General features: G+C 46.1%; 14 protein-coding genes and 2 pseudogenes. 11 read left to right on the plus strand and 5 right to left on the minus strand.

Features of this window, described 5'->3' with window-relative positions; all coding sequences use genetic code 11:
* Positions 1-21 precede the first annotated feature (21 nt).
* The 3 genes from B5F25_RS08250 to accC are packed head-to-tail and all read right to left on the minus strand — an operon-like array spanning position 22 to position 3,611.
* Positions 22-1,554, minus strand: a complete 1,533-nt coding sequence (locus tag B5F25_RS08250; protein WP_022039172.1) for an acyl-CoA carboxylase subunit beta — start codon at positions 1,552-1,554, stop codon at positions 22-24.
* Positions 1,555-1,570: 16 nt separating this feature from the next.
* Entirely contained in the window at positions 1,571-2,086 is a 516-nt protein-coding gene (locus tag B5F25_RS08255; RefSeq protein WP_022039171.1) for an acetyl-CoA carboxylase biotin carboxyl carrier protein subunit, read from the minus strand.
* Between the two features lie 13 nt (positions 2,087-2,099).
* Positions 2,100-3,611 (minus strand): acetyl-CoA carboxylase biotin carboxylase subunit, encoded by a 1,512-nt coding sequence (gene accC, locus B5F25_RS08260; RefSeq protein ID WP_022039170.1) that lies wholly within the window; start codon positions 3,609-3,611, stop codon positions 2,100-2,102.
* 295 nt (positions 3,612-3,906) lie between these two features.
* On the opposite strand from accC, the gene B5F25_RS21615 reads away from it, so the two are divergent.
* A complete protein-coding gene (locus B5F25_RS21615; RefSeq protein ID WP_162614378.1) occupies positions 3,907-4,104 on the plus strand; it encodes a hypothetical protein in 198 nt (65 codons plus the stop codon).
* Positions 4,105-4,122: 18 nt separating this feature from the next.
* On the opposite strand, the gene B5F25_RS08265 is transcribed toward B5F25_RS21615, so the two are convergent.
* Entirely contained in the window at positions 4,123-4,962 is an 840-nt protein-coding gene (locus B5F25_RS08265; protein ID WP_241148261.1) for a DUF4738 domain-containing protein, read from the minus strand.
* Positions 4,963-5,023: 61 nt separating this feature from the next.
* Between B5F25_RS08265 and B5F25_RS08270 the strand changes: the two genes are divergently transcribed.
* Together B5F25_RS08270 and B5F25_RS08275 are read left to right on the plus strand one after the other, a co-directional pair.
* Positions 5,024-6,142 carry an SPOR domain-containing protein gene (locus B5F25_RS08270; protein ID WP_022039168.1) on the plus strand — a complete coding sequence of 373 codons (1,119 nt, stop codon included), beginning with the start codon at positions 5,024-5,026 and terminating at the stop codon, positions 6,140-6,142.
* 13 nt (positions 6,143-6,155) lie between these two features.
* On the plus strand, positions 6,156-6,689 hold the full coding sequence (locus B5F25_RS08275; RefSeq protein WP_022039167.1) for an FHA domain-containing protein: 534 nt from the start codon (positions 6,156-6,158) through the stop codon (positions 6,687-6,689).
* Positions 6,690-6,780: 91 nt separating this feature from the next.
* Here the strand turns inward: B5F25_RS08275 and B5F25_RS08280 are convergent, their stop codons facing one another.
* Complete coding sequence (locus B5F25_RS08280) at positions 6,781-7,668, minus strand: glucosaminidase domain-containing protein (RefSeq protein ID WP_087211712.1); 888 nt, start codon at positions 7,666-7,668, stop codon at positions 6,781-6,783.
* A 111-nt stretch (positions 7,669-7,779) separates the two neighbouring features.
* Between B5F25_RS08280 and B5F25_RS08285 the strand changes: the two genes are divergently transcribed.
* The 8 genes and pseudogenes from B5F25_RS08285 to B5F25_RS22725 all read left to right on the plus strand — a co-directional run.
* Positions 7,780-8,256 carry a cytidine deaminase gene (locus B5F25_RS08285; protein ID WP_087211715.1) on the plus strand — a complete coding sequence of 159 codons (477 nt, stop codon included), beginning with the start codon at positions 7,780-7,782 and terminating at the stop codon, positions 8,254-8,256.
* Between the two features lie 478 nt (positions 8,257-8,734).
* Positions 8,735-10,615, plus strand: coding sequence for a TonB-dependent receptor (locus B5F25_RS08290; RefSeq protein WP_087248903.1), 1,881 nt, complete (start codon positions 8,735-8,737; stop codon positions 10,613-10,615).
* A 207-nt stretch (positions 10,616-10,822) separates the two neighbouring features.
* Positions 10,823-11,797 (plus strand): DUF362 domain-containing protein, encoded by a 975-nt coding sequence (locus B5F25_RS08295; protein WP_087248887.1) that lies wholly within the window; start codon positions 10,823-10,825, stop codon positions 11,795-11,797.
* Between the two features lie 245 nt (positions 11,798-12,042).
* Positions 12,043-12,693: a hypothetical protein gene (locus B5F25_RS08300; protein ID WP_239414120.1), complete on the plus strand. Its 651-nt coding sequence runs from the start codon at positions 12,043-12,045 to the stop codon at positions 12,691-12,693.
* A 26-nt stretch (positions 12,694-12,719) separates the two neighbouring features.
* The gene (locus B5F25_RS08305) at positions 12,720-14,012 is read left to right on the plus strand and encodes a folylpolyglutamate synthase/dihydrofolate synthase family protein (RefSeq protein ID WP_087248905.1); all 1,293 of its coding nucleotides are present in this window, start codon (positions 12,720-12,722) and stop codon (positions 14,010-14,012) included.
* A gap of 95 nt (positions 14,013-14,107) precedes the next feature.
* Positions 14,108-15,202 (plus strand): aldose epimerase family protein, encoded by a 1,095-nt coding sequence (locus B5F25_RS08310; protein WP_087248889.1) that lies wholly within the window; start codon positions 14,108-14,110, stop codon positions 15,200-15,202.
* Positions 15,203-15,277: 75 nt separating this feature from the next.
* Positions 15,278-16,291: pseudogene (locus B5F25_RS08315) on the plus strand (MFS transporter); the annotation flags it as partial.
* Positions 16,292-16,471: 180 nt separating this feature from the next.
* Positions 16,472-16,765, plus strand: a pseudogene (locus B5F25_RS22725) (MFS transporter); the annotation flags it as partial.
* Positions 16,766-16,782 lie beyond the last annotated feature (17 nt).

Below are 16,782 nucleotides of genomic sequence, written 5' to 3' on the forward strand. Positions count from 1 at the left end.
AACCAACTAATTGGCCATATTTTATAGAGGCATATTCCCGTGTTTTTTCGGGGGATTACTCTGACTCTTGTTTTGAGTCATCTCCAATGCTTGGATTAATTTAAAGCGCGTATCCTTAGGCAAAATGATTTCATCAATATACCCCTGCTCGGCAGCCCGGTACGGGTTCGAGAATTTCTCCTTGTATTCCTCGATGGCCTGCGCTTTTTCCTCGGGCGTAGCCTTGCGATAAAGAATGTTTACGGCTCCATCAGCTCCCATCACAGCAATTTCGGCTGTAGGATACGAGAAGTTTACATCGGCACCGATAGGCTTGCTATTCATTACAATGTAGGCACCGCCATATGCCTTGCGGGTGATGACTGTGATTTTAGGAACAGTAGCCTCGGCGTATGCATACACGATTTTAGCTCCGTGGCGGATGATACCGTTATGCTCCTGCGTACAACCCGGCAAGAAACCCGGTACATCTTCGAACGTCACGATAGGAATGTTGAAACAGTCGCAGAAACGGATAAAACGTGCAGCCTTGTCGGAAGCATCGATATCAAGCACGCCAGCTAAGTAGGCAGGCTGATTTGCTACGATACCCACCGAGCGTCCGCCCAGACGGGCGAAACCGATTACAATGTTCTTGGCAAAGTGGGGCATCACTTCAAAGAAATAATGGTCGTCTACTACCGGCTCAATAATATTTTTGATATCATAAGGCATGTTAGGATCATCCGGTATGACACTCATCAGTGACTCATCAGCACGACGGATGTCATCGGTGCAGGGCATACTCGGCGCATCTTCCATGTTATTGGAAGGTAAGAAACTCAGCAGTTCGCGGATACTCATCAAAGTTTCCTCTTCAGTATCGCAAAGAAAATGAGTCACACCACTCTTGCTACTATGAGTGTAAGCTCCGCCTAACTCTTCCTTATCCACTTCCTCGTGGGTAACCGCCTTTACCACATCAGGACCGGTGATGAACATATGGCTTTTTTCCTTCACCATAAAGATAAAGTCGGTGAGTGCCGGTGAGTAACAAGCTCCTCCTGCGCAAGGACCTAAAATAGCTGAAATCTGTGGGATGACACCCGATGCAATCGTGTTCTGATAAAAGATAGAAGCGTAGCCTGAAATACTACCCACGCCTTCCTGGATGCGTGCACCACCCGAGTCATTTAACGCGATAACCGGTGCACCGTTTTTCAACGCCAGTTCTTGAACCTTAACGATTTTCTTAGCTCCAGTGGTGCTCAGTGTCCCACCATATACAGTAAAATCGTAGGCATACACGTACACTAACCGTCCGTCTATTTTGCCATACCCACATACGATGCCATCACCGGGAATATGCTTCTTGTCCATCCCGAAATCAGTACAATGATGAACCACCAATTTGTCCAATTCATTAAACGTTCCTTTGTCGAGCAACATGTCGATACGTTCACGGGCAGTCATATGACCGTTGGCGTGCTGCTTTTCCACGCGTTCCACGCCTCCACCTTGGGAAGCCAGTTTGTCAAGCTCCTCAAATTTTTTATATTGTTCTGCTGTAGTCATTTGTCTTATTGTTTGGTTATTCTTCGTTTATCACGTCCAGCGTCATGATTATCTGGTTGCTGTTAACTGAGTCACCTTCGTTCACCAGAATTTCCTTCACCACGCACGGACTATTCACTTTATAGTTGCTTTGCATCTTCATGGCCTCAATCACCGCCACGATGTCACCAGCCTCCAAACGGTCACCTACCTGGACAGGTATCTTCACCACTTTACCCGGCATAGGTGAGACAATCTTATCTTGCTGTTTCTCGTCGGCCCCTTTGCGCATACGCAGGTACTTGGCCTGAGAGTCGATGATGTCAACATTGTATGACTGGTAATGCGCGTTTACCGTATAACTCTTGCCTCCTTCTTTACGGATGAGCTCGGCATTATACGATTTGCCATTATGCAATATGGAACAACTACCGTTTTCTGCCATCACAATGTCCACGTCGTAAGGCACACCATCAATCGTAAGCTGCACCTTGTTTCCTTCCTTGCTGACTAACGAAACGTCAGCAACTCTTTCTCCGATATGTATTTCCATGTGTATTGAATCCTTAAATCCGTAATACTCCTTTCTTCAAACCAAATTCACGCCAGCGGCTAATAGGACGGTTATCAGTGGCTCCCGATTTGTTTTCTTCCAAGTTCATCAGGTAATCGATGTAAGCGGCAATCATGGCAATATTCTCCGTCTCTTCTTCTTTCTGTCCTGCCCACTCGCGCAACATTTCCTGATGCTTGGGAATAAAGAGGGTGTCGTAATGACCTTCTACAAAGTCGGGTACATGCATGATGTGGCGCAAGTAAGAGATGTTGGTTTTCAGTCCTGTAATCTTATACTCGTAAAGCACACGACGCATACGTTCGATGGCAAACTGGCGGGTAGTGGCCCACACGATAAGTTTACCAATCATCGGGTCGTAATAAATAGGAATTTCATAGCCATCGTATACGTAACTATCAATACGCACCCCAATGCCATTGGGTTCTGTCAATTGACGGATGATGCCCGGCGAAGGCATAAAATTATTTTCTGTATCTTCAGCACAGATTCGGCACTCAATAGCATGACCACGCTGTTTTAAGTCTTCCTGCTTATAGTGAAGCGGTTCGCCATTGGCCACACGGATCTGGTCTTTTACCAAATCAACGCCCACTACTTCTTCAGTAATAGGATGTTCTACCTGCAAACGGGTATTCATTTCCAGGAAATAGAAATTGCGATGTTTGTCAACGAGAAATTCGATGGTACCGGCACCTTTATAATGAACTGCTTTTGCAGCTGCGACAGCCGCTTCACCCATCTTCTGACGAAGTTCAGGTGTGACGAAAGGAGATGGAGTCTCTTCCACAATTTTTTGATTACGCCGCTGGATAGAACACTCACGTTCGAAGAGATGAACGGCATTGCCATAGTTGTCTCCTAAAATTTGAAATTCGATGTGATGTGGTTCTTCCACGAATTTCTCAAGATACACGGTGTCATCACCAAAAGAGGACATCGATTCTGAACGGGCGGTGTTGTAGGCCTCTTCCACTTCATCTTCGCTATGTATGAGTCGCATACCTTTGCCTCCACCACCCATCGATGCCTTCAGCATCACAGGATAACCGATACGGTTACAGATTTCCTTAGCTTCCTCTACGCTCTGCAACGGTTGCTCCGTACCTGGAACTACAGGTACTCCTGCCGCAATCATGTGCTTACGTGCAGAAATCTTATCGCCCATAGCATCCATCGTTTCCGGATCGGGACCAATGAAGATGATGCCTTCTTCGCGGCAGCGGCGTGCAAACTCCGAATTTTCGGACAAGAAGCCATACCCTGGATGAATAGCATCTACGCCATGGTGTTTGGCTGCCCAAATAATCTTATCGATGTTTAAATAACTTTCGCGTGAAGCGGCTGGTCCTATCAGGCAGGCTTCATCTGCATAAAATACGTGGCGTGCAGTCCTGTCGGCCTCCGAAAAAACAGCCACAGTACGAATGCCCATCTCCCGACAGGAGCGCATCACCCGCACGGCTATTTCGCCACGGTTAGCGATCAATACTTTGTGTATCATGCCTTATTCTTTTATTGTTACATTTTTCAATAAGTTAAGCCATTTTAGTATATGACTTAAGCAAAAGGCTTCTCTTTTCGCACAAGAAACCCAAAACTGTGCAAAAGTAACAAAAAAAACGAATACATTCTTATTTCTGTGTTTTTTTTTAGGCTGTATGCCCTATTTATATTCAATACTCCGGTATAATTCTAAAATCAAAACATTATAACCGGCTAAAGCAGGTTCAACAATACCAGATTAAAAGAATCATTGAAATATTGTCAAGGGTGAGAAACTGTTTTGAATTTATCGTGTGCTGACTGGGGATGATTTCTTGCAGAGGCGCAAAATCTTGCATCTCTACTATGAGGAAGATAGCGGGCTATCTGACGAAGAGCAGCGGAAAGAACCCAAAAATCGCCCCAAGCACACACGAAAACGAATGCATCAAGCCAAGAAAAACTTTCTGAGGAAATTCAAAACAGTTTCTGCGATCTGTAAAAGAGCCTAACCATCTGAGAGATAAAAGCTATTCTTTCAATTTAAAGGATATATTGTTTTGCCTGTCGATCAAAATAGTCACATAATAACACGACAATTCATCGGGCATACTGACTGTAGCCTGATAATGATATCCGTCAGAATCAACCCCCATAAAACTCATGTCGGAAAGAATGGCCATTTTTAAGAAATCGGCAGGTATGATATTTTCAAACATCTCTTTATTAATATCTTTGGCATACAACCTTTGTTTGCCCTGAAACACACAAATATGAATAATGTTATCAAAATACACATTATCAACAATCATCCCTTCTTCCGTTACTACCGGATGATATACTTTTTTACTGGAAGGATTGATATAGGCATATCCCCTATAGCGGTTCCCTTGATAAAAGAATACTGAATCTTTTTCGATAACTTCCTTTTGTACCGGTTCAATAACCGTCTGATAACCAAATGGTATTGTATCAGTATCTGATTTATGAAGAGTAATCAAATCACCCTGCGACGTATAGAATTGAAATACATGTGGCTCAAGCTTGGTAATACGATAAGTCACCCTTTCAGAACTATGCGCAATAAGCGTATCTCCTGAAATACTGAAACGAAACGGAGTATTAACCTGGCTAGCAAGATAGATACTGTCACCAGCTATTTTCAACATCGGCAACTCTGTGTTCTCGTCTACCCAGATACCTTGTAATTGCTGTTTAGCAAGTTGGTTGCGTTCGTTTTGGGCCTGTCCATCCTGTTTGTTTCTGTTCTCTGCACAGGCTGTAACTAAAAACGCGAAAAGTGCTGCCAATAATACTTTTCTCATTTTCTTATGCTGTGTTTTCTTGGTTTTTATTTCATTTCTTGCCACAAATGTATAACAAATTACTCAAGTCACATAAAATAACAGAAAAAAATCTTATATTTGCAGTATGATTGAATTAGCTAAACATATTGAAGTATTGCTGTTAGAGAACGATTGTGTCATCGTTCCAGGCTTGGGAGGCTTTATAGCTCATTACCGTTCTTCTATATATAATAAGGAGATGCGGGAATTTTATCCACCGGTACGTACCATTGGGTTTAACCCGAAGTTAGTGATGAATGATGGGTTACTGGTGCAATCTTATATGCAGACCTATAATACTGATTTCCCGGATGCCAGCCGGAAAATCGAGAATGTGGTAAATGCATTGAAAGAAAAACTGTATCAAGAAGGCAGTGTATCCTTGGGACAGGTGGGAAGTTTGTATTACAACATGAATGGTGTTTATGAATTCGAGCCGGCAGAAAATGGATTTTTCACTCCTTCCCTTTATGGATTGGAAACTTTTACATTTCAAAAACTGGCTTTCAGCACTTCATTAAATGTAAAAAAGGAAAGAGAAGAACGGTTGCCCCGACTATCTGCCAACAAGACAAACCCCACATCTTGGCATTGGACACGTAGCATAGCGGTCGTCGCAGCTACGATCTTGTTGTTTTTCTTGTGTTCTGTTCCTGTAAAGAATACCTACATTGACGAGGCGAATTATGCATCATTGGGCTCGGAAGGTCTGTTTGCTGCAATCCGGAATCAATCTGCAGCATCAAGTGTCATCTCTCCTATTCGGCAAAAAACTTCTGAACAAAATTCAAATCAACAGAAAAACGAAAAGAAACAATTAAAAAATAATGTCAATACCTTAAAGCCGGTTACCATAAAGACCGAAAAGGTAGAAGCACGTATTGAGAAAAAAGTTTCAGCGAAAAAAAATGACCGGACCGTAAAAGAGAAAGCTCAGCAGACTACCCCAAAAACAATTTCCACCAAAAAACATGGGGGCAACAACCACATTATCGTGGCAAGCCTTACCAATGCAGCTGATGCAGAGAAAGTGGTTAACGGTTTGAAACAAAAAGGATATGCAGATGCCCAGGTGATTGTGTCGCAAAACCATTATCGTGTTTCATTAGTTAACTATGCAAATAAGGCCGATGCCTATCAGAAAATAAAAGAGTTGAAGAAACAACCAGACTTTGCTTCAGCATGGATATTCATTTCCAAATAAAGCCCTAAAGAATATGAAAAGAGTAAGATGTCCTAAGTGTGACAATTATATACAATTTGATGAGACCAAATACAGCGAAGGGCAGTCGTTGGTATTTGTGTGCGATCAATGCAAGAAACAGTTTGCCATCCGTATCGGAAAAACCAAGTTAAATGCAGGAACACGCCGGGAAGAAGTCATTGACGAAAGAGAAGGATTGAAAGATTGGGGAAACGTTGTAGCAATTGAAAATGTATTTGGCTACAAACAAGTAATCCCGTTACACGAAGGTGACAATCTCATCGGACGCCGGTCGAAAGGTACAGAAGTAGATATTCCCATTGAAACCAATGACCCAAGCATGGACCGTCGGCATTGTATTCTAAATGTGAAGCGAGACAAGCAAGGACAAATAGTGTATACCTTACGCGACAATAACAGCATTACCGGCACTTTTGTCATGAATGACTTGTTAGGCCCCAAGGATCGTGTCCGGTTGGAAGACGGAGCCATTTTTACCTTAGGAGCTACTTCCTTGATTTTACGAGCAGCTGAGAACAAAGAATGATATGAATGTCCGCCATTCCCCCTTGAAAACGAAAATAGACTTCATTTCGCACATCATTATTCCGGATATTTGCGGACATTCCCCACACTTTTTACCTTAACCAGATAATATCTCCCACGTTTGGAGCAGGAGCATCTTCTTTCATCCCGTTCAATTGGTAAAGATTCTTCAATTTGATGCCGAACATCTGCGAGATTGTGTACATCGAGTCTCCTTGCTTCACGGCATAAGAGATGTGATCCTGGGTGGCTTTCTTGCGTTTTTCTTCCAGATAGACAATTTCGCCTCCACGGAACGTGTAGTCCTTGGGCAACTCGTTGTACTTGCGTACATTCTTCTTTTTCAGATCAAATTCTTTGGCTATGCTCTTGAACGTATCGCCCGGACGGGCTATCACGTAAAGCAATTCATTCGCCAGATAAGGCTGGTGCGGGTTAGGAAACTCTTCTGCCCATTTCAATCCCCCTTTGCGGTCGTACTTGTCAAGGTCGTAGGTCTCGATGATGTTTATCAGGCGATTGGCATAATTGGGGTCAGTAGCATAACCCGCTTTTTTCAACCCCTTTGCCCACCCTTTGTAATCGGTTATCTTGAGTCGGAAAAGAAAAGCATAACGGGCACCCGAACGCAAAAACTTGGAATGGTCACGATACGAATCCTTTACGTGTTTGTAAGCACGGAAACATTCATTAGGTGCATCGTCGGTATAACGCACCGAACGTCCGTCCCATGAGCCACCGCACTTGATACCGAAATGGTTATTCGACTTCCGGGCAAGCTGACTCCTGCCCGCCCCCGACTCCAGCAGACCCTGCGCCAGCGTAATGCTTGCCGGGATACGATAATGCTTCATTTCGTCCACCGCTATGCTTCGGTATTTCTTGATATATTCCTCGTATGCCTTGTTCCGTTGTGCCGAAGCCGTGCTTGCAGCAAGCAACAAGACCACCATAACCAACCAATACGTTAAGTTTTTCATTTCCTTTTTATGTTTATCCAAAGGCAAAGATAAGTGTTCGCACGAATAAAAGCAACACAAGATAGGAAATCTCCTTTTTTTTCTGTTTATTTGTACAAAAATACAAAGCTTATGAGAAATTTCCGTATCGAAATCCCCGTATGCGCCTGCTCGTACGATGAGCTAAGCGAAGCAGACCGCCAACTGATAGATGCTGCCAAAGAAGCTACCTCCCAAAGCTATGCTCCCTATTCGCATTTTGCCGTAGGGGCCGCAGCATTACTCGAAGACGGCACAGTCGTCACTGGTTCCAACCAAGAAAATGCTGCTTATCCCTCGGGTACTTGTGCCGAACGCACTACCCTGTTCTATGCCAACTCGCACTATCCCGATCAAGGGGTAAAGGCACTTGCCATAGCTGCCCGAAATACTCAAGGATTCCTCGACTCGCCCATTCCTCCCTGTGGGGCATGCCGACAGGTATTGCTCGAAACCGAACGACGCTACAGCCTCCCGATACGCATTTTGCTGTATGGTGTACGCGAGACTTATTGCCTGCAAGGCGTCAAAAGCCTGCTCCCTCTCTCTTTTGGCGCAGAATTTCTGTAAGCCCGGTCATATTTCCTTTTTAATGAATAATGCGAATCAGGAGTTAAACGTAGTTATGTTTCACAGGAGTTATCACTTCGTTCAGAAGTTATACTTCACGCGGTATTTATTTTGTGCATTTTGTATATGCCACGTAGTAGAGACGATGTGCACATCGTCTCTACAGAAGCGGCGCAAAAAGGTATTGGCATCTAACTCCCAGCCCGCCCTGCGGGCGATAACTGCCTATAACTCCCTTTTAACTCCTGATTGGCATGAATATCCGCATTTTGTCTCTACATGGGATGTTTGCGGATATTCAATCCCCAGATTTCTTCGTTCATGATAAGTCCACCATAGTATTATATATCATGCGAATTACATACAAGCAGACACAAGCGTAATCCGGGTTGCAAAATCCGTAATATGTATAAAAAAGATACATTTTTCTGTTTTATCTTTGCACATCGACAACAACAACCATTCAAACGAAACAAAGATGAAACAGAAACTGATTTTACCCATCTTGGCTTACAGCCTGCTTCCGACGGCTCTTAATGCCACAGAACTTACAGACTCATTGAAGATGCGGCACAACTATATACTGGAAGAAACGGTAGTGACCGGCACACGCAACGCGACGGATATCCGCCACCTTCCCATGACCATTTCGATAGTAAACCGCGCCCAATTGGAAAACCGTTACCAGCCTTCCGTGCTTCCGGCACTGACCGAGCAAGTTCCGGGGCTTTTCGTTACCAGCCGGGGCGTAATGGGATATGGCGTATCTACCGGTGCAGCCGGAGGCATCAGCCTGCGCGGCATGTCGGGAAGCGCACAGATGCTGGTGCTCATCGACGGGCATCCGCAATACATGGGACTTTTCGGGCATCCTATTTCCGATGCCTACCAGACCATGCTTGCCGAGCGGGTGGAAGTGTTGCGCGGACCGGCATCGGTGCTTTACGGTTCCAATGCCATGGGGGGAGTCATCAACATCGTCACACGGAAAATGCAGGAAGACGGCGTGAAGACGGACATCAATTTAGGAGGCGGCTCGTATGGGACAGCACAGGCAGAAGCGACCAACCGCGTGAAGAAAGGACGGTTCAGCAGCACCGTATCGGCATCGTATATCCGCACCGACGGACACCGCCCCGACATGGCGTTCGAGCAATATGGAGGCTATGCCAAATTAGCATACGACTTTAACCCTAACTGGAAGCTATGGGGAGATGTCAACGTGACCCACTTCAACGCTTCCAATCCCGGAGAGGTTTCCGACCGGCTTTTCGACAACGACTCGCGGATTACAAGAGGAATGGCTTCGGCTATGCTGGAGAACCGGTACGAACGGACTTCGGGCGCACTGAGCTTCTTCTACAACTGGGGAAGACACAAGATAAACGACGGATACCATGCCGGCGAAGAGCCGCAAACCTCCCTCTTCCACTCGAAAGACCTGATGATGGGCGTGTCGTGGTATCAGAGCGCCGAGCTTTATACGGGCAACCGCCTGACCTTGGGCTTCGACTACCAACACTTCGGCGGAGAATCGTGGAACGAAGCCATAGCCGACGGAGCACGCACACCGGGCGTAGACAAGAAGCAAGACGAGTTTGCCGGTTACGTCGATTTCCGTCAGGACATCGGAACATGGCTCTCGCTCAACGTAGGATTACGTGTCGACCACCACTCACACGTAGGCACCGAACTGGTTCCACAAGGCGGGCTTGCCTTCCACCTGCCCAAGAACGCCGAACTGAAAGCCATGGTGAGCAAAGGTTTCCGCAACCCTACCATCCGCGAAATGTATATGTTCCCGCCACAGAATCCCGACCTGAAGCCGGAACGGATGATGAACTACGAGCTTTCGTACACCCAGCACCTTTTAGACGGTGCCCTGAGCTACGGCGTAAACCTCTATTACATCAACGGAGACAACCTGATTATGACGACTCCTGTAGACGGTCGCCCCCACAACGTCAACTCGGGCGAAATCGAGAACTGGGGAGCGGAAGGGAACATTACCTACCGCATCAACCGTCAATGGAACGTAAACGCCAACTACAGCTGGGTGCACATGGAACATCCGGTCATCTCGGCTCCGGAGCACAAGCTGTATGCCGGCGCCGACTTCCGGCAAGGAAGCTGGGGCGTGTCGACCGGCATCCAGTACATCAAAGGGCTATATACCTCCGTCAGCCCTGCCAGTACCGAGGACTTCGTGCTTTGGAACCTGCGTGCCAGCTACCGCCTGTGCCCGTATGCCTCGCTCTTTGTGCGCGGCGAGAACCTCTTGGCACAACGCTACGAAATCATGGCTGGCTATCCCATGCCGAAAGCCACATTCTTGGGAGGAATCCATATCCATTTCTAATCCCATATAAATGTCCGGATTATGCCAGATATATCACTTTCCAAACGAATATATACTTCGAAAGCAGTTTCAGTATATATGAAACTGCCTTCGAAGATAACTGCATCGGCAAAGGCAGTATATATTCGTTTTCGAATACCATTACATGGGTCAATTACAGGCATTATATGACGAAAGAATTCTATTTACCCTAAAATAAAACAAAACATGAAAAAGACATTTCAAACTTTAATCTGCGCGGCATTCACACTGGCAAGCACCGTCGGATGCGGACATGCGCAATCCTCGGAAAACAAGGCTGCCGAGAGCAGCGAGAACCTTCCGAAAGTGTATTTCTACAAAGAAATCAATTCAGAGAACTTGGTCAAAATCTACGAAGCCTTAGGGCGTGAAGCCAAGGGGAAAGTGGCGGTAAAGCTCAGCACCGGCGAACCGGGCGGACACAACTTCCTTCAGCCCGCATTGATAAAAGACCTGGTGCAGAAAGTGAACGGCACTATCGTAGAATGTAATACCGCCTACGGAGGCAAGCGCGGAGATACCCAGAGCCACCTGCAAGCGGCTAAAGACCACGGCTTCACCGCCATCGCCCCAGTGGACATCATGGATGCCGAAGGCGAAACGGAATTGCCGGTTACAGGCGGCAAGCACCTGAAATCGGATATCGTAGGGAAAAATTTCCTGAACTATGACTTTACCGTTGTACTCTCCCACTTCAAAGGACATGCCATGGGAGGATTCGGGGGTGCCATCAAGAACATCTCCATCGGCATCGCCTCGTCGAACGGGAAACGGAACATCCACTCCGCAGGTGCCAGCACGACCAGCTGGGGCAATCCGGAACAAGATGACTTTCTGGAATCCATGGCAGAAGCCGCCAAGGCGGTTATCGACCATTGCGGAGAAAACATTCTCTACATCAGCGTGGCCAACAACCTCTCGGTGGATTGCGATTGCGACTCCTCTCCTGCCGATCCTCAAATGGGCGACATCGGCATCCTTGCCTCGCTCGACCCCGTCGCATTGGACAAAGCTTGCACCGACCTGGTCCGCTCTTCGAAAGACCACGGGAAAATCCACCTGATAGAACGCATCGACTCGCGCCACGGCATGCACACCCTCGACTATGCCGAACAATTAGGCATCGGAAGCCAGAAATATGAATTGGTAGAGCTGGACTAATCCGATACTTTCCAGAATAGCATAAACTCATTGGCCGGTGAAGATAGCTGTATAGGAACGCGGCTATCTCATCGGCTCAAGCTACACTTCTCCTCAAAGCCTGGAAAACATTCCACAAAAGGATGTTTTACGTTATATGAATTCCGCATTTATTTTACGTTAATCTCCGTTAATCTCCGTTTCTGTCTTTCTCCTACTGGCAGATTATCTGTATCTTTGAACTGATAAATAAAAAAGGAGTGATTATGATGAAGCGAAGTTGGTTTGTTTTTATAACGGTTATCTGCTTATCTGCCACGGCAAAAGCGCAAACCGAACAACAACCTGACATACAGGCTAAGCAGGACGTACGTGCCCTACCCGACTCATTGCAAGCCGACACGTTAAGCGTAGCTTTGCAATCGCCCGTGAGCTTTTCTTCGCCGTTCCGCCCTTTCAGCATGTATGGCATCACGCCTTTCGACTACAATTACGCCACATGGGAGCTGCATAAAGGATTCAATGCTTCCATCGGACTGAATGTCACATTCAGCCCCAGCCGGTATGCCCCATCGGGAGTAGGCTTCGGACAAGATTTTGCCTTTATGTATGCCGTACCGGTCACCGACCGGTTGAGCGTAGCAGGCGGACTGTATGCTACTAATATGGACTGGGGATTCCTACGCTATCGCAACGTAGGTATAGCCGGAGTAGCTGCCTACCGGCTCACCGACAAAATCAGCATCTATGCATACGGCAACAAATCGTTCATGCCCAACCGTATGCCTTACTGGTATCCCCTACCCAACTATACGCCCGACCGCATTGGTGGAATGATTAACTTCAAACTGGGCGAAAGCAGTTCGTTCAGTATCGGCATCGAAGGCCGGAAAAATGATTACCCGTGGTGGTATTAAACCAGGAACTAATTTGCTATATAAAGATGAATTACCAAGAAACTCTTACCTATTTATATAATAGTGCCCCTTTGTTTCAGCAAGTAGGCAAAGACGCATACAAGGAAGGACTTGAAAACACATACGCATTAGACGAATATTTCGGCCATCCGCACCAGCAATTCCGCACCATCCATGTAGCGGGAACAAACGGAAAAGGGTCTTGTTCGCACACATTGGCAGCCATCCTGCAATCGGCAGGTTACCGGGTAGGGCTTTACACTTCGCCCCACTTAACGGATTTCCGCGAACGAATCCGGATAAACGGCGTGCCCGTACCAGAAGAATTCGTCATCGGTTTCGTGGAAAAACACCGTCATTTCTTCGAACCTCTGCATCCGTCGTTTTTCGAGTTGACCACCGCCATGGCTTTTCATTATTTCGCCCGGCAAGCGGTAGACGTAGCGGTCATCGAAGTCGGGTTAGGCGGACGGCTGGATTGCACCAACATCATCCATCCGGATGTATGCGTCATCACCAACATCAGCTTCGACCATATACAATTCCTAGGAAACACCCTTGCACAGATAGCAGGCGAGAAAGCAGGCATTATCAAACCCCATACACCGGTAGTGATTGGCGAGACTACTCCCGAGACCAAGCCTGTTTTTCTGGACAAAGCTTTATCGGTAGATGCCCCCATCATATTTGCCGAAGAAGAACATCTGTTATACAATGCTAGCCACGAAGCAAACGGGAACTACCTTTACCAGACAGCAGATTATACTGACCTGAAAGGTGAACTAGGCGGTTTATGCCAGGAAAAAAACACCAATACCCTGCTTTCAGCACTCCGCCAACTAAAACAAACCGGCTATCGCTTCAGCGAAACAGATGTACGGAACGGCTTTGCACACGTATGCGAGCTGACCGGACTGCAAGGACGCTGGCAACGTTTGGCAAACCACCCTACAGTAATATGCGATACCGGACATAACGTAGGAGGCATCCGGTACATTGCCGAACAACTCTCGCGCCAACACTATGACCGGCTCCGTATCGTCATCGGCATGGTAAACGATAAAGACATCCGTGGCGTACTAGCCTTATTGCCAACCGATGCATCCTATTATTTTACCCAAGCGAGCGTAAAACGTGCCCTTCCTGCCGAAGAGGTACAAAAACAAGCGTCAGCCTTCGGACTGAAAGGCAATGCTTATCCCAACGTTAAAATTGCTTTAAAGGAAGCGTTAGCACAATCCGGCCCCCAAGACCTCATTTTTATAGGGGGAAGTAGCTTTATTGTTGCCGATTTATTGGCAACATGTTATACTTCGTGAAATATTTAACTAAATTGCTTGTGTATCTTGAATAAAATCTTTTTATTTGCATACATTTATCGTTGTAATATCAAAAAGAAAGGACATTCAAGCACATGATTAACACATTTTATTATGAAAATAACCTTTGCGGAGTAAAGCGAAGCGATTTTCAACGTACAATCGATGGTAAAGAAGTTGATTTATTCATTCTGAAGAATGACAAAGGTGCCGAAATGGCAGTAACCAACTACGGAGGAGCTTTAGTGGCTATTATGGTTCCGGACAAGAACGGCAAGCTTGCCAACGTGATTCAAGGACACGACACACTGGACGGAGTTATCCATAGCCCCGAATCGTTCTTAAGTACACTTATCGGACGGTATGGCAACCGAATCGCCAAAGGTAAATTCCAACTGGGAGGAGAAGAATACCAACTGGCAATAAACAATGGTCCCAACTCGCTTCACGGAGGTCCCACAGGTTTTCATTCACGCGTATGGGATGCCGAGCAGACCAGCAAACAAAGCCTTACTTTAAGTTATCTGTCAAAAGACGGTGAAGAAGGCTTCCCCGGCAACTTGAAAGTTCAAGTCATTTACACGTTTACCAACGAAAACGAATTTATCCTTACCTACACAGCTACGACCGACCGTACGACATTAGTTAATCTTACCCATCATGCATTTTTCAGTTTGTCGGGTCTGGAGAAACCAACCCCCAGTGTAGAAAACAATATTCTTACCCTTAATGCCGATTTCTACGTACCCATAGATGAATATTCTATCCCTACGGGAGAAATTTTAAAGGTTGCTGATACTCCAATGGATTTTCGTATGCCTCATAGTGTAGGCAGCCGTATCAATGAACCGTTCCAACAATTGATATACGGCAAGGGATACGACCATACGTATATTGTCAATAAAAAGGAAGTGGGTGAATTGGCATTTGCAGCCAAATGCGTAGAACCTCAAAGCGGACGTTCGCTTGAAGTATATACGACAGAACCGGGCGTGCAAGTATATACGGCAAACTGGCAAAGCGGCTTTGCAGGCTGGCATGGCGCAACCTTCCCCGAACGCAGTGCCATCTGTTTCGAAGCACAACACTTCCCCGACACACCTAATAAGCCACATTTCCCGTCAGCAGTATTGAATCCGGGTGAAACCTATCATCAGGTTACGGTGTATAAATTCGGAGTAGAAGCTTGATAAGCCATCAATTAAGAAAATTCTTAGATTTATCTTGAAAACTAATGTATTACTAACCTTTTTTAATATTAAACCATGAATCAACAAAAACAGAACGGAAATCTCATCGCAATCATCACGATGTTTTTCTTATTTGCGATGATCTCTTTCGTTACCAATCTTGCCGCTCCTTTCGGCACCATTTGGAAGAATCAATATGCGGGAGCTAACACTTTGGGCATGATGGGAAACATGATGAACTTCCTTGCTTACCTGTTTATGGGAATCCCGGCGGGAAACATGCTGGTAAAGATAGGTTATAAAAAAACCGCCCTGATAGCAATGGCAGTAGGTTTCTTAGGCTTGTTCACCCAATATCTTTCCAGCCTGGTGGGTGCCGATGTAGATGTATTCAACATGGGTGCATACGCCATCAAGCTGAACTTTATCATCTACCTGCTGGGCGCGTTTATCTGCGGTTTTTGCGTATGTATGCTCAATACCGTCGTCAACCCGATGCTGAATCTGTTGGGCGGAGGCGGAAACAAAGGAAACCAGCTCATTCAAGCCGGTGGTGCCCTAAACTCTCTGTCGGGAACCTTGACTCCGCTATTTGTAGGGGTATTAATCGGAACCGTCACGCCTGAAACAGCCATGTCGGATGTCACCCCGCTGCTTTTCATCGCAATGGGTGTGTTTGTCCTTTCCTTCATCGCCATTTCGTTTGTAGCTATTCCTGAACCCCACTTACACAAAGGAAACGTAAAAGAAGAGAAATTCAGCCACAGCCCCTGGAGTTTCCGCCACACCGTATTAGGCGTATTCGGCATCTTCGTATATGTAGGTATCGAAATCGGTATTCCAGGCACCTTGAATTTCTACCTTGCAGACTCTTCGGCCAAAGGTGCAGGCATCTTGTTCAATGGTGCAGCTATCGGTGGAGCCATCGCAGCCATTTACTGGTTACTGATGTTGGTAGGTCGTCTTACGAGTACAATCATCAGCGGCAAGGTATCTACACGTACCCAATTGATTACGGTATCCAGTGTAGCTATCCTGTTTATTCTGTGTGCCATATTCATCCCGAAGACTGTAGGTATCAACGTACCGAAAGTCGTTTACGACCCTATTGCCAAAACTTCTGAAATCTTGACCGAAGCAGGCGTATCAGAAAACGAAATCAGCCTGATTCTTGCCGACACATCTTCAGAAAACCTTCAAAAGTATGAATCAACGCTGTCGGCCGCTAATTTGACACAAGCTGACATCGAAGGTTCACTGGCTACTCCGAAAGTCCCGATGAGTGCCTTATTCCTCGTACTTTGTGGATTATGCACTTCCATCATGTGGGGAGGAATCTTCAACCTTGCCGTAGAAGGGTTGGGCAAATACACTGCGCAAGCATCGGGTATCTTCATGATGATGGTTGTAGGTGGAGGTATCTTCCCACTCCTTCAGCAGGTTATTTCAGATTCAGTCGGCTATATGGCAAGCTACTGGTTGATTATCGCCATGCTGGCATACCTGTTATTCTACGGACTGATAGGCTGCAAGAACGTAAACAAAGACATACCCGTTGACTGATTTTAATTACAGCATAT

It is taken from the genome of Bacteroides sp. An19 (assembly GCF_002160215.1).
Lineage (GTDB): Bacteria > Bacteroidota > Bacteroidia > Bacteroidales > Bacteroidaceae > Phocaeicola > Phocaeicola intestinalis.

Excerpts from the sequence above, each read along its gene's own strand:
- B5F25_RS08250 (WP_022039172.1), bottom strand. The coding sequence starts at position 1,554 with ATGACTACAGCAGAACAATATAAAAAATTTGAGGAGCTTGACAAACTG.
- B5F25_RS08255 (WP_022039171.1), bottom strand. The coding sequence starts at position 2,086 with ATGGAAATACATATCGGAGAAAGAGTTGCTGACGTTTCGTTAGTCAGC.
- accC (WP_022039170.1), bottom strand. The coding sequence starts at position 3,611 with ATGATACACAAAGTATTGATCGCTAACCGTGGCGAAATAGCCGTGCGG.
- B5F25_RS08270 (WP_022039168.1), top strand. The coding sequence starts at position 5,024 with ATGATTGAATTAGCTAAACATATTGAAGTATTGCTGTTAGAGAACGAT.
- B5F25_RS08275 (WP_022039167.1), top strand. The coding sequence starts at position 6,156 with ATGAAAAGAGTAAGATGTCCTAAGTGTGACAATTATATACAATTTGAT.
- B5F25_RS08280 (WP_087211712.1), bottom strand. The coding sequence starts at position 7,668 with ATGAAAAACTTAACGTATTGGTTGGTTATGGTGGTCTTGTTGCTTGCT.
- B5F25_RS08285 (WP_087211715.1), top strand. The coding sequence starts at position 7,780 with ATGAGAAATTTCCGTATCGAAATCCCCGTATGCGCCTGCTCGTACGAT.
- B5F25_RS08290 (WP_087248903.1), top strand. The coding sequence starts at position 8,735 with ATGAAACAGAAACTGATTTTACCCATCTTGGCTTACAGCCTGCTTCCG.
- B5F25_RS08295 (WP_087248887.1), top strand. The coding sequence starts at position 10,823 with ATGAAAAAGACATTTCAAACTTTAATCTGCGCGGCATTCACACTGGCA.
- B5F25_RS08300 (WP_239414120.1), top strand. The coding sequence starts at position 12,043 with ATGATGAAGCGAAGTTGGTTTGTTTTTATAACGGTTATCTGCTTATCT.
- B5F25_RS08305 (WP_087248905.1), top strand. The coding sequence starts at position 12,720 with ATGAATTACCAAGAAACTCTTACCTATTTATATAATAGTGCCCCTTTG.
- B5F25_RS08310 (WP_087248889.1), top strand. The coding sequence starts at position 14,108 with ATGATTAACACATTTTATTATGAAAATAACCTTTGCGGAGTAAAGCGA.